At 73.3% G+C, this 26,430-nt stretch carries 26 protein-coding genes; 8 read left to right on the forward strand and 18 right to left on the reverse strand.

Annotation, left to right across the window (positions count from 1 at the left end):
• Positions 1-57 precede the first annotated feature (57 nt).
• The 5 genes from KGD83_RS17140 to KGD83_RS17160 form a co-directional block, all read right to left on the reverse strand.
• Positions 58-2,223: a heavy metal translocating P-type ATPase gene (locus tag KGD83_RS17140; RefSeq protein WP_212640155.1), complete on the reverse strand. Its 2,166-nt coding sequence runs from the start codon at positions 2,221-2,223 to the stop codon at positions 58-60.
• A 3-nt stretch (positions 2,224-2,226) separates the two neighbouring features.
• Positions 2,227-2,592, reverse strand: a complete 366-nt coding sequence (locus KGD83_RS17145; protein WP_212640156.1) for an ArsR/SmtB family transcription factor — start codon at positions 2,590-2,592, stop codon at positions 2,227-2,229.
• 145 nt (positions 2,593-2,737) lie between these two features.
• Entirely contained in the window at positions 2,738-3,034 is a 297-nt protein-coding gene (locus tag KGD83_RS17150) for a helix-turn-helix domain-containing protein (RefSeq protein WP_338036914.1), read from the reverse strand.
• A 134-nt stretch (positions 3,035-3,168) separates the two neighbouring features.
• Positions 3,169-3,768, reverse strand: coding sequence for a DUF7691 family protein (locus KGD83_RS17155; protein WP_212640157.1), 600 nt, complete (start codon positions 3,766-3,768; stop codon positions 3,169-3,171).
• A 714-nt stretch (positions 3,769-4,482) separates the two neighbouring features.
• Positions 4,483-4,788 carry a hypothetical protein gene (locus KGD83_RS17160; protein ID WP_212640158.1) on the reverse strand — a complete coding sequence of 102 codons (306 nt, stop codon included), beginning with the start codon at positions 4,786-4,788 and terminating at the stop codon, positions 4,483-4,485.
• Between the two features lie 330 nt (positions 4,789-5,118).
• Here KGD83_RS17160 and KGD83_RS17165 point away from each other — a divergent pair, with 330 nt between their 5' ends.
• The gene (locus KGD83_RS17165) at positions 5,119-5,958 is read left to right on the forward strand and encodes an SDR family oxidoreductase (protein ID WP_212640159.1); all 840 of its coding nucleotides are present in this window, start codon (positions 5,119-5,121) and stop codon (positions 5,956-5,958) included.
• Positions 5,959-5,969: 11 nt separating this feature from the next.
• Entirely contained in the window at positions 5,970-7,031 is a 1,062-nt protein-coding gene (locus KGD83_RS17170) for a class I mannose-6-phosphate isomerase (RefSeq protein WP_212640160.1), read from the forward strand.
• Positions 7,032-7,139: 108 nt separating this feature from the next.
• Here the strand turns inward: KGD83_RS17170 and KGD83_RS17175 are convergent, their stop codons facing one another.
• Positions 7,140-7,502 carry a hypothetical protein gene (locus tag KGD83_RS17175; protein WP_212640161.1) on the reverse strand — a complete coding sequence of 121 codons (363 nt, stop codon included), beginning with the start codon at positions 7,500-7,502 and terminating at the stop codon, positions 7,140-7,142.
• A gap of 88 nt (positions 7,503-7,590) precedes the next feature.
• Between KGD83_RS17175 and KGD83_RS17180 the strand changes: the two genes are divergently transcribed.
• Both KGD83_RS17180 and KGD83_RS17185 read left to right on the forward strand, forming a co-directional pair.
• The gene (locus tag KGD83_RS17180) at positions 7,591-8,886 is read left to right on the forward strand and encodes an MFS transporter (RefSeq protein ID WP_249351913.1); all 1,296 of its coding nucleotides are present in this window, start codon (positions 7,591-7,593) and stop codon (positions 8,884-8,886) included.
• Between the two features lie 599 nt (positions 8,887-9,485).
• Positions 9,486-10,592 carry a serine hydrolase domain-containing protein gene (locus KGD83_RS17185; protein WP_212640162.1) on the forward strand — a complete coding sequence of 369 codons (1,107 nt, stop codon included), beginning with the start codon at positions 9,486-9,488 and terminating at the stop codon, positions 10,590-10,592.
• 261 nt (positions 10,593-10,853) lie between these two features.
• Here the strand turns inward: KGD83_RS17185 and KGD83_RS17190 are convergent, their stop codons facing one another.
• Positions 10,854-11,717 (reverse strand): SigB/SigF/SigG family RNA polymerase sigma factor, encoded by an 864-nt coding sequence (locus tag KGD83_RS17190; RefSeq protein ID WP_212640163.1) that lies wholly within the window; start codon positions 11,715-11,717, stop codon positions 10,854-10,856.
• Between the two features lie 333 nt (positions 11,718-12,050).
• On the reverse strand, positions 12,051-12,461 hold the full coding sequence (locus KGD83_RS17195; RefSeq protein ID WP_212640164.1) for a RidA family protein: 411 nt from the start codon (positions 12,459-12,461) through the stop codon (positions 12,051-12,053).
• Between the two features lie 83 nt (positions 12,462-12,544).
• Here KGD83_RS17195 and KGD83_RS17200 point away from each other — a divergent pair, with 83 nt between their 5' ends.
• A complete protein-coding gene (locus KGD83_RS17200; protein ID WP_212640165.1) occupies positions 12,545-12,928 on the forward strand; it encodes a winged helix-turn-helix transcriptional regulator in 384 nt (127 codons plus the stop codon).
• A gap of 162 nt (positions 12,929-13,090) precedes the next feature.
• Here KGD83_RS17200 and KGD83_RS17205 read toward each other — a convergent pair whose 3' ends face one another.
• The 9 genes from KGD83_RS17205 to KGD83_RS17245 form a co-directional block, all read right to left on the reverse strand.
• Positions 13,091-13,834, reverse strand: a complete 744-nt coding sequence (locus tag KGD83_RS17205) for a GIDE domain-containing protein (RefSeq protein ID WP_212640166.1) — start codon at positions 13,832-13,834, stop codon at positions 13,091-13,093.
• A 57-nt stretch (positions 13,835-13,891) separates the two neighbouring features.
• Complete coding sequence (gene mnhG / locus KGD83_RS17210; protein ID WP_212640167.1) at positions 13,892-14,242, reverse strand: monovalent cation/H(+) antiporter subunit G; 351 nt, start codon at positions 14,240-14,242, stop codon at positions 13,892-13,894.
• Entirely contained in the window at positions 14,239-14,496 is a 258-nt protein-coding gene (locus tag KGD83_RS17215) for a monovalent cation/H+ antiporter complex subunit F (protein WP_212640168.1), read from the reverse strand. Before KGD83_RS17215 ends, mnhG begins: the two co-directional genes overlap by 4 nt.
• Positions 14,493-14,870, reverse strand: a complete 378-nt coding sequence (locus KGD83_RS17220; RefSeq protein WP_212640169.1) for a Na+/H+ antiporter subunit E — start codon at positions 14,868-14,870, stop codon at positions 14,493-14,495. Before KGD83_RS17220 ends, KGD83_RS17215 begins: the two co-directional genes overlap by 4 nt.
• Entirely contained in the window at positions 14,867-16,384 is a 1,518-nt protein-coding gene (locus KGD83_RS17225) for a monovalent cation/H+ antiporter subunit D family protein (RefSeq protein ID WP_212640170.1), read from the reverse strand. Before KGD83_RS17225 ends, KGD83_RS17220 begins: the two co-directional genes overlap by 4 nt.
• A complete protein-coding gene (locus KGD83_RS17230) occupies positions 16,381-16,689 on the reverse strand; it encodes a sodium:proton antiporter (RefSeq protein WP_013152765.1) in 309 nt (102 codons plus the stop codon). The genes KGD83_RS17225 and KGD83_RS17230 overlap by 4 nt, the downstream gene beginning before the upstream one ends.
• A complete protein-coding gene (locus tag KGD83_RS17235; protein WP_212640171.1) occupies positions 16,686-19,526 on the reverse strand; it encodes a DUF4040 family protein in 2,841 nt (946 codons plus the stop codon). Before KGD83_RS17235 ends, KGD83_RS17230 begins: the two co-directional genes overlap by 4 nt.
• Before the next feature lie 330 nt (positions 19,527-19,856).
• Entirely contained in the window at positions 19,857-20,090 is a 234-nt protein-coding gene (locus KGD83_RS17240) for a hypothetical protein (RefSeq protein WP_212644645.1), read from the reverse strand.
• Positions 20,091-20,390: 300 nt separating this feature from the next.
• The gene (locus KGD83_RS17245) at positions 20,391-20,537 is read right to left on the reverse strand and encodes a hypothetical protein (protein ID WP_212640172.1); all 147 of its coding nucleotides are present in this window, start codon (positions 20,535-20,537) and stop codon (positions 20,391-20,393) included.
• On the opposite strand from KGD83_RS17245, the gene KGD83_RS17250 reads away from it, so the two are divergent.
• Positions 20,527-21,651, forward strand: coding sequence for an MFS transporter (locus KGD83_RS17250; RefSeq protein WP_338036915.1), 1,125 nt, complete (start codon positions 20,527-20,529; stop codon positions 21,649-21,651). The two genes, KGD83_RS17245 and KGD83_RS17250, sit on opposite strands and share 11 nt — an antisense overlap.
• 359 nt (positions 21,652-22,010) lie before the next feature.
• On the opposite strand, the gene KGD83_RS17255 is transcribed toward KGD83_RS17250, so the two are convergent.
• Positions 22,011-22,685: a hemerythrin domain-containing protein gene (locus KGD83_RS17255; protein ID WP_212640173.1), complete on the reverse strand. Its 675-nt coding sequence runs from the start codon at positions 22,683-22,685 to the stop codon at positions 22,011-22,013.
• Between the two features lie 293 nt (positions 22,686-22,978).
• On the opposite strand from KGD83_RS17255, the gene KGD83_RS17260 reads away from it, so the two are divergent.
• Both KGD83_RS17260 and KGD83_RS17265 read left to right on the forward strand, forming a co-directional pair.
• Positions 22,979-25,474 (forward strand): ATP-binding protein, encoded by a 2,496-nt coding sequence (locus tag KGD83_RS17260; protein ID WP_249351915.1) that lies wholly within the window; start codon positions 22,979-22,981, stop codon positions 25,472-25,474.
• Between the two features lie 101 nt (positions 25,475-25,575).
• A complete protein-coding gene (locus tag KGD83_RS17265; protein ID WP_212640175.1) occupies positions 25,576-26,427 on the forward strand; it encodes an LLM class flavin-dependent oxidoreductase in 852 nt (283 codons plus the stop codon).
• The last annotated feature ends 3 nt before the right edge of the window (positions 26,428-26,430 follow it).

A 26,430-nucleotide genomic window follows, 5' to 3' on the forward strand; every position in this document is an offset into this window, starting at 1 on the left:
TGCATTGATGCATGCATCAGAGGGCTCGGGCCGGGTGGAGCCGGAACGCGGCGGCTCTCACCCGCGCTCCGGCGTCCGCGCGGCTTCCGGGCCGGGGGAAGCGGGAGGGGGCGCGGCGGCCGGAACACGGCGCCCTGCGCGCACACCGTTGGCGATGACCAGGACCTCGGCCAGCTCGTGGGTGAGGATGACCGCGGCCAGGCCCAGCACCCCGAACGCCGACAACGGGACGAGGAGCAGCAGGATCGCCCCCGACAGCAGGAGGCTCTGGAGCATGATCCGCCGGGCCCGACGGGCGTGGGCCAGGGCTCGGGGCAGCGCCCGCAGGTCCTCGCCCATGAGGGCGACGTCGGCGGTCTCGATGGCGACGTCGGTGCCCATGGCGCCCATGGCCACACCGGTGTCGGCGGTGGCCAGGGCGGGGGCGTCGTTGACGCCGTCGCCGACCATCGCCACCGGCCCGTGGCGGCGCAGGGCGCCGACCAGGGCGGACTTGTCCTCCGGACGCAGGTCGGCGTGGACCTCGTCGACGCCGACCCGCGCCGCCAGGGCGCGGGCGGCGCGCTCGTTGTCGCCGGTGAGCATAACGGTGCGCACGCCCATGCGGTGCAGGGCGGCGACCGCCTCGGCGGCCTCGTCGCGCGGTTCGTCGCGGATCGCGACGGCGCCGACCAGGCGGCCGTCCGCCTCGACCAGCACGGTGGTGGCGCCCCGCTCCTGGAGTCGGGCCACCTCGGGCGCCAGCGCCCCGGGGTCGACGTAGCCGGGGCGGCCGAGCCGCAGGGGCGTGCCGTCGGCCGAGGTGCCGGTCAGGCCGCTACCGGTCACCGCCTCCACGTCCCGGGCGGGCACGGGGTCGGGGTGGGCGGCCAGGATCGCGGCGGCCAGCGGGTGTTCGCTGCGCGCCTCCAGCGCGGCGGCCAGGGCCAGGACCTCCTCGCGGGTGCGTCCGCGCGCGGGCGCGACGGCCACCACGGCGGGCGCGTTGCGGGTCAGGGTGCCGGTCTTGTCCAGGGCGACCACCCGCACCGTCGCGAACGCCTCCAGGGCGGCCCCGCCCTTGACCAGCACACCCGACCGGCTCGCCGCGCCGATCGCGGCGACCACGGTGACCGGGACGGCGATGGCGAAGGCGCACGGGGAGGCGGCCACGAGCACCACCAAGGCGCGCTCGACCCACACTCCCGGGTCTCCGAAGAGCGAACCGGCGACGGCGATCAGGGCCGCGGCGACGAGGACGCCGGGCACCAGGGGGCGGGCGGTCCGGGCGGCCAGGCGCTGGGCGGCGCCCTTGCGCGCCTGCTCGCGTTCGACGACGCGCACGACGCGGGACAGGGAGTTGTCGGCCACCCGGGCGCCGACCTCGACCTCCAGGGCGCCGCCGCCGTTCACGGTACCGGCGAACACCTCGGTCCCCTCGACGGCCTCGACGGGGACGGACTCACCGGTGACGGTGGAGGTGTCCACGGTGGAGCGGCCCGCACGGACTGCGCCGTCGGTGGCGATGCGCTCGCCGGGCCGGACCAGGAGGAGGTCCCCGACGACGAGTTCGGCGGGGTCCACGGCGGCCTCGCGGCCGTCGCGCAACACGGCGGCCCGGGGCGGGACCAGGTCGAGCAGGGCGCGCAGGCCGTGGCGGGTGCGGGCCACGGCGTGGTCCTCCAGGGCCTCGGCCAGGGAGAACAGGAAGGCGAGCATGGCGGCCTCGCCCACTTCGCCGAGCAGGACGGCTCCGGCCATGGCCACGGTCATCAGCGTGCCCACGCCCAGCTTCGCGCGGACCAGGGCGCGCAGGGTGCCGGGGACGAAGGTCCGCCCGCCCGCCGCGATCGCCCCCGCGAACAGCGCGGTCGGCACGACGGGTACCTGGGTGAGCCACTGCGCGATCAGCCCGGACAGCCACAGGGCGCCGGCCAGGCCCGCCCACCGGACGGTGGCCGAGTCCCACCAGGCGCCCGGCGTCTCATCCGGGTCCGGGGCGTCCGCGCCGCAGGTGGGGTCGCCGCAGCCGTCGTCGGCCCACGCCCCGGCACCGGCGTGGCCGTCGTCGGAGGCACCGACGGCGGTGACCGCCCGGGGGCGCCCGGGGGCGTCGTCGCCCGAGCAGCAGGAACAGGTGACCGAGGCGGGGGCCCCGAACACGGGCTCGGGTGTCGGGTTCGGCGTCGGGAGGTCCCGGCGGGGCCCGGGCGCCCCGTCGTCGCCGCAGCACGGGTCGGACACGGGTCAGCCCTCTCTCACGGCGGGTTCGGGGTCGGGCAGCAGCAGCGCCAACAGCGCGCGTCCGGCGTCGGTGAGGCGGTACATGACGAGCTTGCCCTCGCGCCGGGAGGAGGCCAGACCGGCGGTGCGCAGCTGGCGCACGTGGTGGGAGACGAGGTTCTGCGAGGCGGAGCAGACCCAGGCCAGGTCGCACACGCACAGTTCGTCGCCGACCGCCAGCGCGCGGGCGACGCGCAGCCGGGTGGGGTCGGCCAGGGCCCGGGCCCGGTCGGCGGCGGACCGGACGTCCCCGTCGGCGGGCACGCGGGCGCGGACCGCCTCGGCCTGGGGCAGGTCGAGGCAGAGGAGTTCACAGGAGTCGGAGGACATACCAACAAACTAACGCTCGTTGTTATGTTGGAGCAACAGGGAACCCCGATCCGGCCCGGAGCGCGTTCGGGCACCGGCTCCCCCGTGGGTGGCGAACAGTCGCCGGGGGATGTGACGGGCCCTGCCAGGAGCCGGGTCCGGACGCCTACCGCGGTCGGACGGCGGGTATCCGGGGAACGTCGGAGCCCGAGGGGTGCGGCCGGGCCCACCGCACGGCACACGAACACGAGGGGGACAGTTGGGCGCGCTCGAACTCGTCCGGCGCCGGGGCCCGGGAGACCGCCTCCAGCACGCTGTCGGAGGCGGCGCCGATGTCGCCGCGCTCCAGGCGGGCGTACTGGTCGATGCTCGCCCCGGTGAGCATCGCGACCTCCTCGCGGCGCAGCCCGGGCACCCGGCGGTCGTCCCCGTAGGCCGGAATCCCCGCCTGCTCGGGTGTCACACGCGCTCGTCCGGTGACCAGGAACTCGTGCGCGGTCTTCTTGTCCGTAACACCGGGCTAGACAGGACCCGCCGGAAAGCGGCAGGCCCTCCCAGACCCCCTCAGACGGAGGTCCGGCGGGGTCCGGCCGCCGGTCAGTGGAAGAAACCGGCCACGCCCCGGCCCGCCGCGGCGGCGGTCCTGCACCAGTCCATGCAGGACTCGGCGGCGCTCAGGACGGAGGGGTCGAGCGCCGCCCTGTCCTCGTCGGTGGCGGCCTCCCACTGTTCGAGGGCCTTTCGGCACTCGGTGAGGCTCCACTCGCCGTAGCCCGGCAGGTGGTCCGGCGCCGGGATCGGCGAGGGGGCGCCGCCGAAGCTGAACTCCTCGACGCCGACCGCGGTCACGCCCAGCGCGTTCAGACCCGCGTCGACCGTCTCCAGCCACCCGGACCTCATCGGGGAGAAGTCGTTGTTGAACAGGGCGCGGCCGTGGAACTCGCAGATCCACTTGTACGCGTAGCCGTACACGGTGCCGTGGCGGTCGTCGAAGGGCCCTCCCTCGACGACCGCGCGGATCGCGTCGCGGACGCCGGGGCCTCCCGCGCCGACGACGTGGTCGAACTGGGCGTCGAAGCGGGCCAGGTGATGCTTGAACCGGCCGCCGATCATGCGGCGCAGCTTGTCGTCCCCCGACCCGACGGAACCGTGCAGGACGTCGAGGTCGACCACGTAGGTCGTCAGGGCGTAACTCATGGCGGGACACTATCGGCGGCCGGGGACACCGGCTGTCTCAGGATGGTGCGCAGCCCGTCCGGCGCGACCCTGCGCAAGTCGCTGAGTTGGCATCCCCTTCCGCACGAAGGCGAAAGGACCCAGCCAACGAACGTGTCCGCCGCTGGTGGTCTGCGCTTCACAGCCCACTCGACGGCGAGGGCCCCACGTCCTGGCACCCGCGATGCCCCGGGCCCTTGCTGCTTGACCGCGCGCTCGACGTTGCGCGCGGCGTTGGTGTCGGCGTGCGCGGCGTACCCGCACCCCGGTGCCCGGCACACGAACCGGTCCCCGGACTTCCGGCCGCCCCGGTGACGGCCTGGCGCCGGTGATGCGGTTGGCGGCGTCGGCGTGCTTGCCCACGGGCAGGCCCTTGGTCCGCCGGAAGCGGACCACACCGATCTCGGGGATCCCCACGCTCCCCCAGCATGCGGGTGAGGCGCTCGATGGCCTGTTCCAGGTCGTAGCCGTGTCGGGGGCGCTCGATGACCGGGCCCAGGAAGGTCAGTTCGTCGGGGGTCAGCTCCACGCACGTACTCTCGTACTGGAATAGAACGCCGGAGAAGCCCCCTCCGAAGTGTTCTCCTTACCCGGAGCGTGTGGCGGCCCCCGGCCGCCGGGGCCCGCCGGATGGGGACGGACCCGCGTCCTCCGCGCAACGGGCGCACCCGCGCGGAGGGACGCGGAAGAGCCCCCTCAGCGGCTGTTCGCCTCGCGCGCCCAGCGGTGCGTCAGGAGGCGGTCAGCGTGGCGGCGCCCGCGGTTGCCGGCTTCGACGTACTGCTGCCACTCCGCGGTGCGTCCGCGCCTCTGGCACCCGGAACAGCATCCGTGGCCCATCGGGACCGAATCGGGGTGCGCCCACCGGCACCGCGTGTCGGGCGCCGCACGCGTCGGCTCCTGCGGCAGGTCGCAGGGTCCGAGGCTGTGGTCGTGCAGCGCCACCGCTCCGTGTTCGCGCTGGCGCACCCACAGCGGTTTGGTCTTGTCCGTACGGGACATCTCGTTCCTCCCGGAACCCGCCGCCCCCTCCCGGACCCTCCGGGCGGGCGGCTAGGTCGACATCCCCATCACGGCCACCTCCTCGCACGGCGTTCACGGAACGGACCACACACCCTAGGACGTCCGGGCCCGCGGCGACAGTCCGGTTCCCGGAGACCGGTCCCGGGACATGCGCTGACCGGTCAACACGTCCGTGGGCGCACCGCCGAAGCGGGCCGCGGGAAGGCGCCCGGCGCGGGGCCCGGCCCTCACCGTGAGCGCCGCGTCCCTCCCCGCCACCGGAGCGAACGGAACGTAGCCTTGTGGTCACTTCGTCTACGGGAGGACCTCGTGCCCCAGCCGTCACAGCAGCAGACCCCGCCCGGCCGCACCGACGCCATGGACCCCAGGCCCGACCACGGTGAGGAGTCCTACCGGGGGTCGGGGCGGCTAGACGGGAAGACCGCCGTCATCACCGGCGCCGACAGCGGAATCGGGCGGGCGGTGGCCATCGCCTTCGCCCGCGAGGGCGCCGACGTGCTCATCGCCTACCTCGACGAGCACGACGACGCGCGGGAGACCGAGCGCTGGGTGCGCGAGGCGGGCCGCAGGGCCGTCCTGTTCCCCGGGGACCTGGCGGACCCGGACCGGTGCCGCGCCCTCGTGGATAAGGCGGTGGAGGAGTTCGGCCGGGTGGACGTCCTGGTCAGCAACGCGGCCTTCCAGATGACCCACGAGACGCTGGAGGAGATCCCCGACGAGGAGTGGGACCACACCCTGGCCGTCAACCTCAGCGCGTTCTTCCACCTCGCCAAGGCCGCCGTGCCGCACATGCGGCCCGGCTCCTCGATCATCGCGAGCACGTCGGTGAACTCCGACGCCCCGCCGCCCACCCTGCTGCCCTACAACGCCACCAAGGCGGGCATCGCCAACATGGCCGCCACGCTGGCCCAGATGCTGGCGCCCAAGGGCATCCGGGCCAACTCCGTGGCGCCGGGACCGATCTGGACCCCGCTGATCCCCTCGACCATGCCGCCCGAGCAGGTGGAGGGCTTCGGCTCCCAGGTACCGCTGGGCCGAGCCGGGCAGCCGTCCGAGCTGGCTCCGGTGTACGTGATGCTGGCGTCGGACGAGTCCAGCTACGTCTCCGGCGCACGCATCGCGGTCACCGGCGGCAAGCCGGTCCTGTGACGGGGACGGCCGTGGACTGGTATCCGCTGAGGGTGAGCGCTCCGGCCCGGCAGCTGGTGTTCGGCGGCCACGCGATCGCCCGCCACCTGGGCCGGGAGGGGCTGCCCGACTGGGCGGTCGCGGAGACCTGGGAGGTCAGCGACGTCGACGGGAACGGCAGCACGGTACTCGACGGGCCCCTCGCCGGCCGGTCCCTGCGCGAGCTCGTCGCGCGCTGGCCCGGGGAGTTGGTGGGTGAGGGCTGGTCGGGGGATGTCTTCCCGGTGCTGACCAAGTTCATCGACGCCTCCGGGACGCTGCCGGTGCACCTGCACGCCGACGACGCCACCGCCCGGCGGCTGGAGGGGCAGCCCAACGGCAAGACCGAGGCCTGGCACGTCCTCGACGCGCCTCCCGGCGCCACCGCGCTGTGCGGGGTCAGGCGCGGGGTGTCCGGGGAGGAGCTCCACCGGGCGCTGCTCGACCAGGACTTCGACGCGGTGCTGCGCCGTCTGCCGGTGCGGCCCGGCGAGACGGTCTACGTCCCGGGCGGCACGGTGCACAGCTTCGGCCCCCGGACCCTGGTCTACGAGATCGAGCAGACCTCCGACGTCCAGCAGCACGCGATGCGCTGGGACATGGAGGACGGCTCACCGGTCCCGGACGAGCGGTGGCGCGCGAACGTGGAGGCGCTGATGGCCCAGGTGCGGCCGGAGCACAGGCCCGACTTCCACCCGGGGCTGAGGATCGGGGTCGGCGACGGCGTGGAGCGGGTGTTCTGCTGCGCCGGGCCGCACTTCGCGCTCGAACGCTGGCACGCGGGCACCGCCGAGCCCCTGCGCCACGCGTTCGCCACCGCGCAGGTCCTCACCAACGTCGGGGCGCCCGTGCGGGTGCGCTGCGGCGACTGGTGCGCAGAGCTGGGCCGGGCCCGTACGCTGCTGCTGCCCGCCGCGGTGGGCCGGGTGGAGATCGCGGGCCCGGCCGACGTGCTGTTCGGCTACCTGCCCGACCTGTACCGGGACGTGGTCGCCCCCCTGACCGCCGCCGGTTACCCCCGTGAGGTCGTCGCCTTCCTCGGCGAGGGCCTGTGAGCCCACGGACGGGCCCGGCCACCGCCGCCGCGGTGGTGGCCGGGCCCGCCGGTCGGGCAGCGGACCGCTCCCGCGGCACCGCACGTCGGCCGCCGTTTCTGGGAACCGTCACCACCCGCAGGAAGCCGACCGGACGCGGAGGCGGCCGCGCAGCACGTGCGCCATGGAGTCGGGGGCGCCCGCCGCCGGAGCCGCCCGGTGGCCGTCGTCCCCGGCGATGCGCCACTTCCACAGCTCGACAGACACCTGGGGCGTCCCGGTCGCCTTGAGGAGGTAAGCCCAGCTCCCGTTGGGAGTCGACCAGACCTCGATCCCGTCGGGCGAGGGATCCGGGAGCAGTCCGACGAGCGCCGTGACGCTCAGCCCCGCCTCCGACCGCAGTGAGCGGATGCGCCTGCCCACGAGGACGGCCACCTCGGGTCGTATCCGCTCGGCCACGCGTCCTCGCTCGGCCGTTCCGTCGACGGTCACATCGGTGAGCGCTATATTGCCCACCGTCTGCCCTGTTCGGCCCCGGGCCGACCCCCACGGCGCACGAACGCGAGGATGCGAGGCCCTGATGGCACGGACCCAGGCGAGGCAGCCCGGGCGGGACACCGGCGCGTCGCGCTCCCGACTCGACGTCGTGCGCTGGCAGGTCGGATACGGGATGTTCGGCGTGCCCCAGGCCGCCGCCCCCATCGCCTTCGCCCTGCTGGCCCTCCCCGTCACCGGCACGGCCGAGTCCGGCGCGGCGCTGGTCTTCGCCATGACGGCCGCGCAGGTGCTCGGCGCCGTCCCCGTGTCCCGTATGGGCCGCCGGTTCAACGGCGTCCACTACCTGCGCGTGCTCATCACCGTCCGAACGCTCGCGCTCGCCGCCGTCACCGCACTGGCGGCGGCGCAGGCCCCCTTCGGGCTGCTCCTGGCCGCGGTCACCGCGGCGGGGGCCGTCAACGGCGCCGCGTACGGCTACCAGCGGCTCCTGCTCAACCACCTCGTGGAACCGTCCGGGCTCCCCCGTGCGCTGGGCGTGGCCGCGACGCTGAACGAGGTCGGCTTCGCGCTGTCCCCCGTGCTCGCATCGGTGCTCGGCGCCGTCTCGCCCGTCTGGGCCATGGCGGCGGTCACCGTGCTGGGCGCGGGCCCGATGCTCCTGATGCCGAGCGTTACCGGGGCTTGCGTACCGCAGGTCGGCGAGGCTCCCCGCGTACGGACGCCGGTAGCCCGCGCGGTGTTCCTGTGGCTGTTCTGCGCGACCGCGAGCGCGGGGGCGGTCGCGGCCGTCGAGGTCGGAGCGGTCTCCTTCGCGCTGTCCTTCGGACTCGAACCGGGCTGGGCCTTCCTGTTCGCCCTCGTGCTGTGCGCGGGCTCGGTCGCGGGAGGGGTCTGGGTGAGCGTGCGCAACCGCACGCCCGCCCCCTGGCGGGTCGTCGCCTTCCTGGCGGCGACCACCGCGGGTTCCGGGCTGGTCCTGGTCGGCGGGCACCTGTCCCTGACGCTCACCGGCGCGGCCGTCATCGGGCTCTTCCTGCCGATGCTTGGCACGTTCTACTCGCTCGCCCTGGACGGGCTCGCGCCGCCGGACCGCCGCGCGGAGATGTTCGCGCTCCTGCGCACCGCGAGTTCGCTCGGCGTCATCGCCGTGAGCGGCCTGCTCGCCCTCCTCGGTCTGCGGGCCGCCCTCGTCGGCAGCTTCGCGCTCCTGCTGGTGGCGTCCTCCCTCGCGGTGGCGCACCGCGCGCGCCCTCGCCGCGCCTCGGCCCCGCCGACCCGGCGATCATCCGCCAGACCGACAGGGCGGGGTGGGCGACCGCGTCGGCGGAGTGCGCGCCGTGCGCGGTCCGGCCCTGCCCGGTGCTCTGGGTGCAACTGAAGGCCACGTGGAGGGCGGACCGCCCCCACAGCGTCCAGCCGACGAGCATCGCCGGTCCGTAGCGGCGTCCGGCGGCGCCGCCGGGTTCAGCGGTCGAGGGCGTCGACGAAGCGGACGCCCTCCCGGCGCCTCGGCTTCTGATCGCACCGGCCGGGGCGGAGCCGGGAGGGGGCCCGGCCGCGTCGACGCGCGTGCGGTGCCGCGAAGGCCGGGGTGGACCGGGCGCGGCGCGCCGGCCCTCCCGTCGCGCACCGACTCGCGCGTGATCACCGGGGGCGGCCGTAGCGTTCGCTTTCCATCCATTGCAATTCCTGGGGCGGGTTTTGTTGCGTTAGATTCAGAGCCATTGCAATAATTTCCCTTGATTTGCCTGCGAAAATGGATTTTTCCCGCGAAGATTCCGTTGCCACAATCACGAACGCAACGTAGCTTTTCCAGTGTCAGAAACATCGAGAAGCGCCAACGGCGCACCAGAGGGAAAAGCACCGAACCGCCTTCAGGGGCAACGGCACCACCGAACCCTGCATCCGCGCCGCCGCCTCCAGCTGCGGCCCCTCCCCCACTCCCACCGCGTCACCGCTTCGAAGGAGCACACCACCATGTCCCTCGCCCCCACCGAGCAGGACCGCCCGGAACTGCACAAGACCATGCAGGAGATCGTCGACTCCGGCTTCGTCGGAATACAGCTGCGCGTAAGCGACGAGCGCGGCGAGTGGGTCGGCAGCGCCGGGGCGCGCAGGCTGGGCGAGGCGGAGCCGCCGCCGACCGACGGGCACTTCCGGATCGGCAGCGCCACCAAGAACTTCGTCGCGACCACGGTGCTCATGCTGGTGGCCGAGGGCGGGATCGGACTGGAGGACCGGGTGGCCGACCACCTGCCCGAGTTCGGGCTGGACCGGCGGATCACGGTGCGGATGCTGCTCCAGCACACCAGCGGGGTGTTCAACCACACCGGCGAGGTCTACGAGGACGGAACGTTCGCGCCGGGGATCACCTGGTCGGGCCGGGAGTGGGTGGAGGACCGGTTCCGGACCTACCCGCCGGAGGAGCTGGTACGGCTGGCGCTGTCCAAGCCCTACCGGTTCGAGCCGGGGACGGACTGGAGCTACGCCAACACCAACTACGTGCTGGCCCGGCTGCTGGTCGAGCGGGTCACCGGCCGCTCGCTCGCCGAGGAGACGCGGCGGCTGGTACTGGGCCCGCTCGGGCTGACGGGCACCGTGGTGCCGACCACCCGGACGGAGGTGCCCGAGCCGCACGCCCACGCCTACTACCGGTACGAGGAGGAGGGCCGGGAGAGGACGGTCGACGTCACCCGGCAGAACCCCTCCTGGATCTCCAGCGGCGGTGACATGATCTCGACCACCCGGGACCTGGACACGTACTTCTCCGCTCTGATGGGCGGCAGGCTCCTGCCGGCCGAGCTGCTGGAGCAGATGCGCACGCCGGAGGAGAAGGTCGGCTACGGCCTGGGGGTGTTCGTCCAGGAGGCCGACGGCCAGACCCTCTTCCACCACAACGGCGGCATCGCGGGCTCGGCGGCGCTGATGTACTCCACGGCCGACGGCGGCAGGACCCTGACCGCTTCACTGACCTACGTGGACGACGCCGGGCTGTCCCTGGCGCAGACGTTCCAGGAGACGACGCGGCGGCTCGTCGAGGAGGTGTTCGGCGGCGGGCGCTCGGGGGCGGAGGGCCAGCGGTGAGCAGGACGCCGGGGCGGCGCAGCCGACGGGCTGAGCACCTCGGAGCCGCGACCGCTGAGGGCGGACTCCTGTTCCGCCCGGACGGCCGCGCAACCCGGGTCGTCGACGGAGCGGCCGACGGCGCCGTGCCAGCGCGGACCACTCGGATGCCTCACGGGCTTCCTGGTCCCGCCGCACCCGCCGCGGGGCCGGACCGGGGCGGGACGACCCGCTTTCCGGAGGACGGCCCCCGTGGCGCCCTCCGGAAAGCGTTCGGGGTCCTCAGCCCCGGGCGGGTCCGCGCTCGCCCACGTCCTCGCGCAGCTGCTGCAGGGTGTTCTTCAGCAGCCGGGAGACGTGCATCTGGGAGTAGCCCATGCGGTCGGCGATCTCGGTCTGGGTGTGGTCGCCGAAGAAGCGCAGCTTGAGGATCTCGCGCTCGCGCTCGGGCAGGCGGGCCAGGGCGGGCTTGAGCGACTCGCGCTGCACGACCCGCTCCAGGCCCTCGTCCTCGCTGCCCAGGTGGTCCTCCAGGCGGGATCCCTCCTGGCCGTCGGAGTCGGAGGAGTCGGGGGCGTCCAGCGAGAGGGAGCGGTAGGACTCCGAGGCCTGGACGAGTTCGACGACCTCCTCCTCGTCCAGCCCCATCTCCTTGGCGATCTCGGCGTTGGTGGGGACGCGCGCGTGGGTCTGCTGGAAGGTGTTGAGCACCTGGCGCAGCTTGATCCGGTTCTCCTGGTGGCGCCTGGGGACGCGGATCGCCCAGGTGTGGTCGCGGAAGTGCCGCTTGATCTCACCGGTGACCGTAGGCATCAGGTAGGAGATGAAGGGCTTGCCGCGGTCGGGCCGGTAGCCGTGGATGGCCTTGACCAGACCGACCATGGCGGTCTGCTTGAGGTCCTCCAGCGGTTCGCCCCGGCCGTTGTAGCGGCGGGCGAGCTTGTTGACCAGCGGCTGGTAGCGGACGACGACCTGCTCGCGCAGTCTGACCGCGCGCGGGTCGTGGCCGTCCAGGCCCTGGAGTTCGGCGAGGAGTTCCTCGACCGGGATTTCCTCCCCCGGGGAGGACGTGCGCCTCCTCGGGAGGAGGGTCGTGTGGTCGGTGTCGGTCTGCGACACGGTGTCCTGGTTCAGCGTGGTGGACAAGAGGAAACCCCCGGTGCTCTGGTCCTGTGTGCTCCTGTCTGTCTGCCTCGGCAGACACCGGTGCGCTCACCCGTCGGCGACCGCAGTTCGGGTGCTGCGGCCCGGCGGGCGGGGCCGGTGCGACCACTACCGTTCCCACAGAAAACGCTTCAAAAGCTGTTGAACCGAACTTTTGTTGTCGCACGACAAATATCCACGTCAGAGCGCCTCCACCAGCCCAAACAAGTCGTACGCGAGGCCGCCGCGCCCGCGGGCGACGCCCCCGCGCCCACGAACCGGCGACCGTTCCACTCCTACCCGACGCGCGGGGGAGCCGCGTCCGGTGGGCCGCCGTCAGTCGAGGACGGCCGTCGCCTCGACCTCGACGAGCACGTCGGGTTCGAAGAGGTAGTCCACGCCGATGAGCGACGAGGGCGGCAGCGGCGTCGGGAGCCCGACCTCTTCGGCGACCTCGGCGACCCCCGCCATGAAGGCGTCGATCCTGCCGGGCTCCCACGCCGTGACGTAGAAGGTCAGCCGCAGGACGTCGTCGAACGTCGCCCCCGCCCCGGCCAGGCCCGCCGCGGTGTTGCGCAGCACCTGGGCCACCTGCCCGGCGAGGTCGCCCGGGGCCACCGGGGTCGCGTCGGCGCGGCGGGCGACCTGTCCGCTGACGTGCACGTGGCGCGTGCCGGTGCCGATCGCGACGTGGTGGTACGGGGTGGGCTGCATCATGCCCTCGGGGGTGAAACGCCGAACGGCCATTTCCTGTCTCCTCGCTACTGGTACCGAGTTGGTCTAATGTTGATACCTGGTATCAGAAAGAAACCGCAACGAAACCAGGTGTCATGACGGATACCGGGCAGGCAGCCCACGACGGCATCGGGATCACCGCGCCGCACCGCGAGCTCCTCGACCAGATCCTGGACAAGTGGTCCATGGAGGTGCTCAACGTGCTCTGCGAGCGCCCCTCGCGCTTCAACGAACTGCGCCGCGCGATACCCTCGGTGACCCAGAAGTCGCTCACCGCGACCCTGCGCCGCCTCGAACGCAACGGCATCGTGCACCGCGCGGTGGTCGGCTCGCGGCCGGTCGCCGTCGAGTACCGGATCACCGCGCTGGGCAAGACCCTCCGGCACCCGGTGGACGTGCTGCTCGACTGGATCTCGGCGCACACGCCCGAGATCGAGCGGGCTCGCGAGCGCTTCGACCTCGAACAGGACGGCGGCTGACGCCCGGGGCGGCCGGAGCCCCGGTCAGGTCCTGTGTCCGGTTGGAGAGTACGGGTTCCGACGGCTCGACAGCGCCGGGCTCCGCCGCGCGGGTCCGGACGGCGGTCGGCATCGCCTCCGCCCCGGGCTGACCGACCGCCTCCGAGAACCCGGCGTGGACCGTCACGAGAGCCACAGGGTGACCGCGAGCGACCCGAGGAAGGCGGCTCCGGCCAGGACCTGCCTCGTCAGGTGGGCGTCGTACAACTGCGGGGCGGTGCGCGTGGAGAGCAGCAGGTACCCGTCGCAGGAGCTCGCGACGAGGGTCTCCTCGTTCCACTCGTACGCGGTTCCGTTGACCAGCAGACGGGTCCCGGGCGCGACGGCCCACTCCCGGTAGGAGCGGCCGGCGCTCGAATGCGCGTGCTCGGGCCGCAGCTCCCGCCTCGTCTCCGTCCTGCCGAAAGCGCCCTCCGCCAGCGGGTCCACCACGAAGGAGTCGTGGGTGAGGTCGACCTTGTCCGTGACGGCCCCTCGGGGATGGCACCACGCGCTCCCCGTCCTGTCCTGGAGCCGGAAGGGCGCCTCGCTCTGCTCCGCGTGGACCAGGGTCACGCGCAGGCGTTCGTGGTGGGAGTCCTCGGCGGGGCGGTGGTCCCACACCTCGGTCCGGTACCACACGCACCTGGTCCCGGAGTAGGGGGCGACCAGCGGTCCCGAGGGCCCCGGCACGGCGTTCCCGTCGACCAGGACGGGCGTGCCGGAGCGGGGCAGGTCCCGCAGCGGAGGCGTCCGGGAACCGCGCATCCTGTGGGACCGCGCGCGCGTGCGCAGCTCCCGGGAGAGCAGGAGGGCGCTGAGCACGGTGGCCAGCAGGGCCAGGAGCTGGAACGCGGTCCGCGATCCGCCGACGAACATGTCATCCATGGTCGCCACCTCCTCGTGCCGGTGGCCGTGGCGGCGGGCCACCGGCACGACGCGGGCTCAGCCCTCCTCCGAACGGTCAGGGTCCGCGTCGGCGAGTGCGTCGTGCCGGGTGGCGGCGGAGAGGGGTGTTCCCGCCAGGTATCCCGCCCGGGCCAGGGCGTTGCCGCCCACCGCGGCGGTGGCCAGCTGCACGAGCAGCGCCAGGCCGATCTTGAGCGCGTTCTCCACCGAGGGGAACCACAGCAGCAGGCCGAGCAGGAGCAGGGCCGTCCCCAGACCGGCCGAGACCGACACACCGTGCAGGCGGGCGTAGAAGTCGCGCAGGCGCACGAGGCCGAGGGCTCCCACCGCGAAGACGGACGCGCCCGCGATCACGCAGGCCGCGGCGAGCGTCTCGAACGGGGTCATCGTTTGCCTCCGGAGATCAGTCGGGCCAGGGACAGGGCGGAGAGGAACCCCACGAGGGCGCACACGAGCACGATGTCGACCACCAGGTCGGAGCCGACGCGAAGGCCGAGGACGACCACGAGGCCCACGAAACCGAAGAGGACCACGTCGGCCCCGGCCGCCCTGTCCCCCGTGTCGGGGCCCTTGAGGATCCGGTAGGCGGCGACCGCCATGGACGCGCCGAGCAGCAGCAGCGCGACGTCGACGGGGTTCATCGGGTCTCCTCCCCCCGGTGCGCGGTCTTCGTCCGTCCGGCGCGTGTCAGGCCCAACAGGTAGTCCTCCATCTGGTGGATGTCGTCGAGGAAGGCCGACTCGTCAGCGGTGTACATGCCGTGCACCCACAGGGTGGGCGGGTCGGTGCGGGTGGCCACGGTCACCGTTCCGGGGGTCAGGGAGACCATGTTGGCGACGGCCGTGATCTCCAGGTCGGTACGGCAGCGCAACGGGACCTCGATCAGGGCGGGCACGGACGCGCTGCCGGGGGTGACGATGTCCCAGGCGACCCGGAGCGTGGAGGTCACCACCCGGGAGCCGTAGAAGAACGGGAACCACGCGATCCGCAGTGCCCGGCGCAGGAGAGGGGTCATCGGTTCGTCACCGCCTCGACGTAGGTGGAGGTGTCCAGCAGGTGGGCCGCGGCCTGGGCGCTCAGGTCGAGCAGGACCTGGGCGCCCAGGCCGACGCACAGGGTGACGCCGGTCAGCGCCACCGCGGGCAGCACCAGGCCGGCGCGCATCCTCGTGGCGGCCGGGGCCGCGGTGGCCGTCGGGCCCCTGTCGGCGGACCCTCCGCCCCCGGGCTCGGGGCCGGAGTCCGGGTCGGGGCCCCAGAACACCGAGCCCCAGATCTTGAGCATCGACATCAGGGTGATGAGGCTGACGGCGACGGCGAGGGCGGCGACCACCCACCGGCCGTCGGCGAAGGCGGCGGCGACCAGGGTGAGCTTGGCGACGAACCCGGAGAAGGGGGGCAGTCCGGCCAGGGACAGGGCCGCGCCCAGGAAGGCCAGGGCCAGTAGCGGTTCCCGGCGGGCCACGCCTCCCAGCCGGTCGAGTACGCCGGTGCCGTGGACGTGCTCGATCGCGCCGGTGGACAGGAACAGGGACGCCTTCACCACCATGTGGTGGACGAGGTAGAAGATGCCCGCCATCAGTCCCAGTTCGGTGAACAGGGCGACGCCGAGGAGGATGTAGCCGATCTGGCTGACCATGTGGAAGACCAGGATCGAGCGTGTGGTGCCCTCCCCCACCGCGCCCAGGACCCCGACCAGCATGGTCGCGCCGAACAGCACCAGGCCCACCCACAGCAGCGAGGACTCGCCGCCGAAGACCACCGCGTAGAGGCGGTAGATCGCGTAGACGGCGACCTTGGTGTGCAGACCGGAGAACAGGGCGGTCACCGCCGGGGAGGGCGCGGTGTAGGTGCGCGCCAGCCAGCCGTGCACCGGCACGACGGCGGCCTTGACCGACATCGCCAGCAGCACCACGCCCATGGCGGCCGCGACCACGGGCGACTCCTGGGCGGCGCCCGCGAGTTCGCCGAGCTGCACGGTTCCGGCGGTGCCGTAGACCAGGGCGACACCGGCCAGGAACACGGTCGAGGTGAGCAGGTTGACCGCGACGTAGGTCCGTCCGCCCCGCAGGCCGCGCAGGGTCCCGGCGATGGCCATCAGCCCGTAGGAGGGCAGCAGCATCACCTCGACGAACACGAAGAGGTTGAACAGGTCGCCCGTGAGCAGCGCCCCGTACACCCCGGCGGACAGCACCAGCACCAGGGACGGGAAGAAGCGCCGACCGGCCTCGCCGGTGGCCACGGCGAAGGCCGAGCACACCAGCACCAACAGGGCGGTGGTGGTCACCATCAGCGCGCTGAAGGTGTCGGCGACGAAGGGGATGGACACCCCGGCGGGCCACAGACCCACCTGGTGGGCGTGTACCTGTCCCTCCCGCGTGCACCAGACCAGTACGGCACCGGCGGCGAGCGCGAAGGCGCTGGTCCCCAGGAACAGGGCGCGGGCCACCCCGCGTGCGAGGGGCAGCACCAGCAGCGCGGCGGTCAGGAGGGGAACCGCGACCAGCACGGGCAGGAGAACGGGGATCATGAGGCGTCCTCGGTGTCGTCGCTCTCACCGGTCGCGGCGAGGGCGAGCATGTAGATGGTGATGGAGAAGGCGATGACGATCGCCGTGAGCACGAACGCCTGGGGCAGGGGGTCGGCCATGGCGGCGCCGGTGTCCCTCCCCAACAGGGGTTCGCCCCGGCGGAAGGCGCCGCCCGCCGACATCAGCAGGAGGTTGACCCCGTGGCTGAGCAGGACGAAGCCCAGGACGACGCGGACCATGCCGCGTTGCAGGATCAGGTAGACGGCTCCGGCGGTCAGGACGCCGATCGTGATGGCCAGGGTCATCGGGTGCCTCCGGTGGCCGGACCGTGCTGGACGGGGTCGTGTGTGCGGTGCGTTTCGGGCTCCGGGGGGCTCTTGCGCCCGCTCCGGGGCAGCCCCAGCTGGTTGAGCGCGGTCAGCAGCACGCCGACCACGGCCAGGTAGACGCCCACGTCGAAGACGAGCGCGCTGGTGAAGTGGTAGTAACCGCCCCAGGGCAGGGGGATCTCGGCGTGCAGGGGCCGCAGGAAGGACCCGTCGGCGTAACCGAGCAGTCCGGTGGCCGCTGCGGTGAGGACGCCCGCGGCGATGAAGGCCGGGTAGGCCAGGCGGATGCGGGCCGCCGAGGCGCTGGGCGCGGTCAGGTAGGCCAGGGCGAAGGCCGAGCCGCCGACCAGTCCGGCGATGAAGCCGCCTCCCGGGGCGTTGTGGCCCCGCAGCAGGAGGTAGAGCGACCACAGCACCAGCAGCGGGATGAGCCAGCGCGCCACGGTGCGCATGATCACGGTGTTGTCGTCGGCGTCCCAGACCGGGTTGGTCCCGGCCACGCGGGGGGAGACCTCGCCGTTCGCGGTGAGACCGGACGACCGCAGGACGGCGATGATGATCAGACCGGCCACGCCCAGGACGGTGAGTTCGCCCAGCGTGTCCAGGGCCCGGTAGTCGACCAGGATCGTGTTGACCACGTTGGTGCCGCCGGTGTCCTCGGGCGCGTTGGAGAGCAGGTAGTCGCTGACCCCGGAGAGCTCCCTGCGGCCGGTGAGCAGGTAGGCGCCCAGCCCCGCCGCGATTCCCGCGGCCAGGGCGATCGCCGCGGTGAGGGCGGTGCGTGAACGGCGGACCCGGTGGAACTCGCGGGGAAGCCGGCGCAGTACCAGGACCGCCACGACCACCGTCAGGGTCTCCACCAGCAACTGGGTCAGCGCCACGTCGACGGCGCCCAGGAAGACGAACCACAGCGCGGTGGCGAACCCGGCGACGCCGACCAGTGCCAGGGCGGCCATCCGCGAGCGGGTCACCACCGAGGTGAGCACCGCGACCGCCACCAGCGCCACCAGGAGCCAGTCCAGCGGGCGTGAGGTGGGAGCGGGCGGCAGCCCGTAGTCCAGTCCGAGGGAGGAGACCACGGCGGCGAGCACGATGAGCATGACGAACGGCACGGCCAGGTGGCGGGTGGGCGCGTCGGTGCGGGTGGGGTCGCCCACGCGCGTTCCCAGGGCGATGACCGCCGCGTGCACGCGCTCGAAGGCGCCTGTGCCCCGTAGGGGGAGGAACCGGCGCCCGGCGAGTTTCTCCCCGGAGCGGGAGGCCCGGGTCAGGAGGGCGCCCAGGAGCAGGGCGGCGGCCGACATCCCCAGGGCCGGGTTGAGTCCGTGCCACAGCGCCAGGTGGGAGTCCGCTGGAGCCAGGACAGCGTCGGCGGCCGCCCGGGAGACGGCCGGGTTCAGCGCCGTGGCCCCCAGCCCCAGGACCAGGCCCGCCGCCGCGGTGACCACGGGGGCGGCCAGGAGGAGCGCGCCCGCCTCCCGGGGCGGTTCCCGGTCGGGACGGCGTCTGCCGCTCCCGCCGAAGGCCAGGTACACGAACCGGAAGGCGTAGGCGAAGGTCAACGAAGCCGCGGCGACCGCGACGGTCCCGGCGGCCGGACCGGCCCAGGCGGGCCCGGGCGCCTGTAGAAGCGCCTCGAAGAGGTTCTCCTTGCTGACGAATCCCAGGAGAGGGGGGACCCCGGCCATGGACAGGGCGGCGAGCGCGCTCACCGCCGCGGTGACGGGCATCGTCCGGCGCAGACCGCCGAGTTCGCGCAGGTCCCGGGTACCGGTCTGGTGGTCGATCACGCCCACCGACATGAACAGCGCCGACTTGAACAGGGCGTGGGCGGCGGTGTGCACTGCGGCGGCGACGAGGGCCTGCGGGGTCCCCACACCGATGACGGCGATGAGGAAGCCGAGTTGGCTGACCGTGGAGTAGGCGGTGAGTTCCTTCAGGTCGTGCCGTCGCAGGGCCAGCACGGCGCCGATCACGGCGGTGGCCAGACCGACGACGATCAGGGTGGTGCCCCACAGCGCTGTGCCGGTGAAGGCCGGGGAGAAGCGCATCGCCAGGTAGACGCCCGCCTTGACCATCGCCGCCGCGTGCAGGTAGGCGCTCACCGGGGTGCTCGCGGCCATGGCGTCGGGCAGCCAGTAGTGGAAGGGGAACTGGGCCGACTTGGTGAACACCGCGACGACGACGAGCACCGCCACGGTGCCGGTGAAGGCGGTGTCCTCGGTCCAGGACAGGTCGCCCAGGATCGCGCTGAGGCGGGTGGTGCCGGTACGCACCCACAGCAGTACCACCGCGGTCAGCAGTGCCAGTCCGCCCATGGCGGTGAGCAGGAACGTGCGCACGGCCGGCCGTGAGGCGTCCGGGCCGGACAGGCCGATCAGGTAGAAGGAGCAGATCGTGGTCAGCTCCCAGAAGACGAAGAGCAGGACCACGTCGTCGGCGAGGACCAGGCCCGTCATCGACAGGGCGAAGGCGCTCATCAGGACGTAGAAGCCCGTCCTGCGCCCGGGCGGGAAGTAGCGGGTGGAGTAGGCCATGACCAGGGCGCCCACGCCGAGTACGAGCACGCAGAACAGCCAGGCCAGGCCGTCCATGCGCAGGTGCAGCCCCACGCCGAGCGCGGGCATCCAGGGCAGGGACGCCTCCGGGACCCGGTCGTGGTTCCACAGGGAGGGCCCCTGGGCGCCGACCCACAGGGCCGCCAGGGCCAGTACCAGGGCGATGGGCCACCCCGCGGCGCGGCCCAGCGGGCGTTCCAGCAGCGGAACGAGCAGGGTGGTGACGGTGAGCACGGCAAGGAGGAGCAGCAGCACGCCGCTGTCCTTTCACGGTTGCGCGCCGGTCCCCGGGCATGCGGGCATACGCCGGGGACGGCCGTGGCGCACGGGGGCGCGGCACGGTCGGCGTTCAGCGAACGAAGGTGGAAGAGGGCACGCGAAAGGTGCCTCGCGCAGGACGGAACCCGAAGAGGACCGCGGGCACTGACGTCGGATACCGGTGCCTTGGGCAGACCGGTACCCGAAGAGGACCGCGGGCGATGACGTCAGACACCGGCGCCTTGGGCGGGCCGGTGGCCGACGGCGCGCGGACACGGGGCGGCCGTCATGCGGAGAAGAGAAGACGCCTCGACCGAGGCGGGAGGATCAGCTGCGTCCGGGAGGGCAGGAGCTGAGTTCGCCGTGGGCGTTGGTACCCCACGAGGTGGAGTAGCCGTTGGTGCCCAGGGGGCGGGGGTTGCGCACGGGCAGCTTGTGCCGTTCGGCGAAGCGCGAACGGCCGACGCGTGCGTGGACCTCCAGGGCGCGGAAGCGCGCGCCTTCGAGGAGGACGGGCGTGTGACGAAGCGGCGGGGGCACCGTGGCCGATGTCCGGTACATCACGGCGCCTCCCCTCACGTCTTGTTCGATCACAGCGACTGCCACCGTACCAGCCGCTACTTCACGCGGACCAGACGAGGACGCCGAGCACTGGATGTGAACAGGATCTCAGTATGTTCTGGTTTCGACCGACCGGCCCTCCGGGGGCCCGGGAGGGCGCGGGCGCACGCAGCGGCTCCGGGCAGTCGGGCGGACCCCCTCGCACGCCCCCTCGGACGGGTGCGCTGGCGGGGCCCTGAACGCGAGGAGGGGTGCGCGGGCCGGGCACCCGGCGATCCGCCGGGGGCCGGGCCTTGCGCCTCACCCGCCGGGTCGCGCTCCGGCCACGCGGGAGTCGGTCCAGGCGCACAGGTCCTCCAGGGCGGCCTCGGTCCGCTCCCGGTCGCCGGTCATCAGGAAGTCGGCCTCCAGACCGGCGAAGGCGGCGTTGAGCGCGGTGGCGCGCACGAGGGCCGCCTTACGGCCGCCCCCGCGGCTCCTCGCCCTGGCACTGGCCGCCTTCGCGGTCCGGACGGACGACTTCGTCATCATCGGCGTGCTCCCCTCGATCGCCTCCGACGTGGACGTGTCGGAGGCCGCGGCCGGACAGCTCGTCACCGTCTGCTCCCTCGTCTACGCGCTCACCGCGCCCCCGTGGGCGGTCCTGTTGGCCCGGGTCTCCCGCAGACGGGCCCTGTTCTGGGCCCTGGCCGTGTTCACGGCCGCCAACGTGGCCGTCCCGCTCGTCGACGGCTACCTCCCGCTCGTGGCCCTGCGGGTCGTGGCGGCGCTGGCGGCGGCGGTGGTCCCGCCCGCCTCCCTGGCGATCGCGGGCACACAGGCCCCGCCCGAGCACAGGGGCCGCCACCTGGCCACCGTCATGACGGGCCTGACCGGCGCCATCCTGATCGGCGTCCCCCTCGGGACGTGGATCGGCGCCCCGCCGGGCTGGCAGGCGACCTTCGTGTTCGGCGGTCTCCTGGGACTGGCCCGCCTCGCCCTCGCCGCCCGCGCCCTGCCCGCCGGGACGGAAGGTAGCGACCAGGAGTGCCGGGCCCTGGCGGACCTCGTCCGCCCGCTGGCCAACCGGACCGTGGCCGCAAACCTCGCCCTCCAGACCTACATCGCGGTCGTCCTCTCCGGGCTCTCCGGCGTCACCCCCGCCCTGCTGGCGGTGCTGCCGGCGTGCTCCGGCGTCGGTGGCCTGCTCGGCACGCAGGCTTCGGGCCGCCTGGTGGAGCCCTTCCGCGCCTTCCTGTGCGCCGTCGTGCCCTTCTGCCTGACGATGTCCGCCATGGCCCCGCTGTGGCTGGCGGCCCCGGTGCCCGCGTGGGCGGTGGTGCCCCGCTCATGGTCTGGTCAGCCGCCGCGCGGGCGGTGCCGCCGAGCCTGCAGACGCTCATGCTCGACCGGGCGGGTACACGCGCCGCCCAGCAGGCCATGGCGGTGCACAGCGGTTCGGTGTACGCCGGGGCGGCCCTGGGCGGAGTGCTCGGCGGCGCGGCGGTCGCGATGGGCCCCGGCCTGGTCCCGGCCGCCGCCGCTGCGGCCGCCGGGTTCGGTCTCCTGCTCAGCGCGCTGATCCGCCGCGCCCCCGCCAGAGCCGACGCCTGACCCCCGGGCGGCGCGGAGAGCCCCGTCCCGCCGACCGGACTCCAGCGCCGGTTCGCCTACGACCGGCTGCACGCGCGTCCCCGCCACCACGACAGCGGATGGATCGAAGGCGCGACCGCACTCCCCGCCCGAGACATCGCGGTCCGCCGTACCGTCGACACCGGTGTCCACCGGGCCGGGGAGCGGGGGGAGGACTCCTTCACCCGCGGTGGAGCGGCACGGCCCGTCCTGATCGCCTGCGGCGGACGGTTCGACGAGAGGACCGCGCACTACCGCGACGACGTGGTGATCACGGCCGCGGCTCGCGCGCGGGCGAATGGTCGGGGATCAGAGTGTCGAACCCCGGCTCGCGGCGGCCAGCCGCTCACGGTGGGTGCGATAGAGACGGGTCCCGATCGGGCGACCGGCATGCCAGACGACCGCGGGGACGGCGGCGCGCAGGAGCTGGGCCTGCTCCTCGCTCGCCCCGTGCAGGGCCATGCCCAGCATCAGCAGACGTCGAACGAAGGTCACCTTGCCGAAGGACGCCTCGACGGCCGCCTTCCACTCGCGTTCGGTCAGGTAGCGATCGATGAGCGGCAGGATCCGCTCCTCCTCCAGCGCCAGATGCTCGTACAGCGCCGGCAACAGACGCTCCGCGACGGCGGCGACGGCATCCCGGTCGGTGGCGTCGGCGGAGGCGAGCCAACGCCGACTGCCCGCGGCGAGCGCCTCCAGCTCGCCGTCGATGAAGGCGTGCTGCCGGTCCATCGTCTCGACGAGGGGTTCGACGTCGGCGGGGCAGCGCTCCCGCAGCCGGGGCCACACGTGGTCGTCCTCGCTGGTGTGGTGGGCGTGCAGGAAGTCGACCATCATCAGGACGTGGCGGGCGACGACGGTGGTGCCGTCCGCGTCACCCGCCGACACACCGGCGACCAGCGCGGGCAGAGCGCCGAACTGCCGCCGCATCGCGTCGTGCGCGCCGATCATGTCGCGGCTGTCGGCCATTTTCTCGTTGTGCATGGGAGCAGCTTCGAGGCTGTGCCTTTCAAGCCGCATACAGCACGGATACGGCGGCCGCCGCGCCGTTTGCCGCCGTCGGTGGCATGGGCTTACATAGTGCGGTGCTGACATTCTCGGTGCTGGGTCCGTTCGAGGTTCGCGCGGGAGATCAGCCGCTCCACGTCGGGGGCCGGCTGCCCCGCAGGCTGCTGGCGATCCTGATCGCCGCGGAAGGGCGGCCGGTCTGGGATGACGGCCTGGCCGAAGGACTGTGGGGTGACCGCCAGCCACGCAATCCGGCGGGCGCCCTGCAGGTGTACATCTCCCGCCTGCGCCGGGTGCTGCCGGGCACGGCGTTGCAGCGGTCCCCCGGTGGCTATCGGCTTCTTGCCGCCGACACCGACGTCGAACGGTTCCGCGGCCACCTCGTCCGCGCCCGTGCGCTGGTGGCCGGCGGCCGCCACGCCGATGCGCACGAGGCCTTCGACGCGGCGCTGCGGTTGTGGCGCGGGACACCGTACGAGGATCTGGCCGACGACGAGTCGACGGCCGCGATCCGTGCCGCCCTGGTGGAACAGCGCGACAGCGCCCAGGAGGAGGGCGCCGCGGCGCTGCTGGCCGCCGGAGACCACGCCGGTGCGACGGCCAGGCTCGAGCCGCTGGTGCACGCCGAGCCGTACCGCGAACGACGATGGCAGTTACTGGCACTGGCGCTCTACCGTTCGGGACGCCAGGCCGACGCCCTGAACGCGGTGCGCCGGGTCCGGACCCTGCTGGCCGAGGAACTGGGTGTCGACCCCGGACCGGAGTTGCGGCGGCTCGAAGACCGCATCCTGTCACAGGACCCGGCTCTGGCGGCAGCCGGAGCCGGGGCCGCGACGCCCGGTGATCGGCCGCTGTCGTCGTTCATCGGCCGCGACGCCGATCTGGCAATGCTGGACCGTCTCGTCGGCATGCATCGGCTCGTCACCGTCGTCGGGCCCGCCGGGTCGGGCAAGACCCGCCTGGCCGTGGAATGGGCGGGGCGGGACGCCGTCGTCCGGCTCGCCGATGTGGCCGACCCCGCCCACCTGGTCTCGGCGGTCGCCGCGGCGGTCGACGTCACCGGGTTCGCCGGGGACCCGTACGAGGTACTCGTCAAGCGGCTGCGTCTGCGCGGGAAACCCCTGGTGCTCGACAACTGCGAGCACCTCGTCGGCGAGGTGGCCCGGCTCGTCATCGACCTGCTCGACCGGATTCCCGCGTTGCGGGTGGTGGCCACCAGCCGCGGACCGCTCGGCGTCGACGGCGAGCACAGTCTCCCGCTCGGGCCGCTGGCCGCGGACGACGCCGTGGCGCTGCTGGCCGATCGCATCCGCGCGGGCCGGCCCGGCTGGGTCGAGCAGGACGCCGACCGCCGTGACCTGCGCCGCCTCGCCGACGCGCTGGACCGTCTGCCGCTGGCCCTGGAGCTGGGGGCGGCGCGGGTGCGGACCTTCGGCGTACGGGGGCTGATCGAGCATCTGAACGACCGCTTCACCGTGCTGGGCCGGATTCCGCACGGCACGATGACCTCGCACGCGACGTTGCAGGAGGCCGTCGCCTGGAGTTTCGCTCTCCTCTCCGACGACGAGCGTGATCTCGCGGTGCGGCTCTGGCCCTACGAGGGTGGTTTTCCCGTGGAGGCCGCGGCCTCCGCTGCCGCCGGGCTCGACGCGCTCGTCTCGCTGGTCGACCAGTCCGTGGTCACCGCCGAGACAGGCGGCAGCACGGCGCGCTACCGGATGCTGGAGACGATCCGGGCGTACTGCCGGTCCGTGGACGGAGATCCGGCGGCGACCCGGGCCGCACACGCGGTCTGGGTTCGCGGGCTGGTCGCCCGGGCCGCGGGCGATCTGCAGGGCGTGCGGTCAGCGAGCACGATGGCGGCGCTGCGTCTGGAGTTGCCGAACCTGCGCGCAGGGCTCGCGCACGACCTGACGCATGCCCCGGTCGAGGCGTTGCGTACGGCCGCGCGGCTCATGTGGTTCTGGATCCGCAGCGGCCTGCTAGACGAGGGCAACCGGATGCTGGCCGCGGCCATGGCCGCCGCGCCGGACGCCCCGCTCGGTGACTTCGTGCGGGCCAAGGCCTCGTCGGCCGGACTGTCCTACTTCACCGGCGACGTCACCACGGCACGGCGCATGCTGTCCGAGGCGCTCCTGGCAGTGGGCTCGGAACCGGGTCATCGCGGCCTGCTCGCCGAGGTCCGCTACTACCAGGCTCTGGTCCAGCTGCCGGGAGGCGACCCGGAGATCGCGCTGGCCGCGTCGGCCGAGGCGCACGCCATCGCCACAGAGACGCAGACCACCTGGCTGATCGCGGCCACCTCGATGGCGTGGGGCGCCGCCCTCGTCATGGCCGGCCGGATCGCCGACGGCCGGCGCCGGCTGCGGGACGCGGTACGGCTCGCCGACGCCTCCGAGCTGGTCTGGACGGCCGCGCTCAGCGAGCTGATGCTGGCCCAGACCCTGGTCGACGCGGGGGACGGCGAAGCGCTGCCCCTGCTGCGGACCTCGCTGCGGCGCTTCCTCGACGAAGGCGACCTGAGCAATCAGCTGGCAGTGCTGCACAACGGGGCCCTGGCCTTGGACGCGGTCGGCGACGCGGCCGGCGCCGCGCTGCTCCGCGACGTCGTCCATTTCCACCAAGCGCGCAGCGGCATCCGGCCGACCGGCACCTACCTCCGGTCGGTCGTACCGCACGGCTGGTACGAAGGCGCCCCTCCCTCACAGCCGCCGACGCTCGACGACGCCGTCGCCGTCCTGAACGCCCCGGTGCGCGCTGTCTGACGGTTGCAACCCGGGTGTATGGGTGTCTGGCCAGGATCACTGAGCCGGCCGCTCCACGGCCCGTGCAACGCCGACACCCGTACCAGCTAAGGACGGTCTCCATGCGCATCGGCATCGGACTACCCAACCAGGTCCGCGACGTCCACGCCCCGGTGATCCCCGCCTGGGCCCGTCGAGCGGAGGAAGCGGGCTTCGCCACCCTGGGCACCACCGGCCGAGTCGCCTATCCGGGCGTGATGGACACCGTCGCCCTGGCCGCGGCCGCCGGGGCCACCACCACGATCGGGCTGATGAGCCAGGTACTGCTGGCGACCACCTGGCCGGGCGCGCTGCTGGCCAAGGAGGCGGCGTCGATCGACGGAGTCTCCGGCGGCCGGCTCACGCTCGGCATCGGGGTGGGCATCCGCGAGGACGACTTCGTCGTGCCCGGGCACGGACCCCGGGGCCGGGGCGCCCGGATGGACCGCGACCTGGCGACCTATCGGTCGGTCTGGGCCGGCGAACCCCTTTCGGGAAGCCCGAATCCGGCGGTTCCGGCCGGAGGACGGCAGGTGCCGCTGCTGTTCGGCGCCAATACCCCGACCGCCTACCGCCGGATGGCCGAGTCGTCGGACGGCTACATAGCCGGATCAGTACCGGCGGCCCTGGCGTCCAGCGCTTTCGACGCCGCCCGTGCCGCGTGGCGGGCGGCCGGGCGGCCGGGACAGCCCCGGCTGGTCGCCCTCAACTACTTCTCGCTGGGCGATCCCGACCGCGGTCGGGCCAACATCGCCGATTACTACGCCGCCACCGGCGAATACAGGGACATAGTCGTCGACAACGTGCACACCGACGCGGAATCACTGCGCGACGCCGTCAAGCGGTTCGAGGCCCTGGGTGCCGACGAACTGATCCTGGGCCCCGGAACCGACGACCTCGACGAGGTCGCCCGCCTGGCCGACATAGTCCTCTGACTC

The organism is Nocardiopsis akebiae (genome assembly GCF_018316795.1).
GTDB lineage: Bacteria > Actinomycetota > Actinomycetes > Streptosporangiales > Streptosporangiaceae > Nocardiopsis > Nocardiopsis dassonvillei.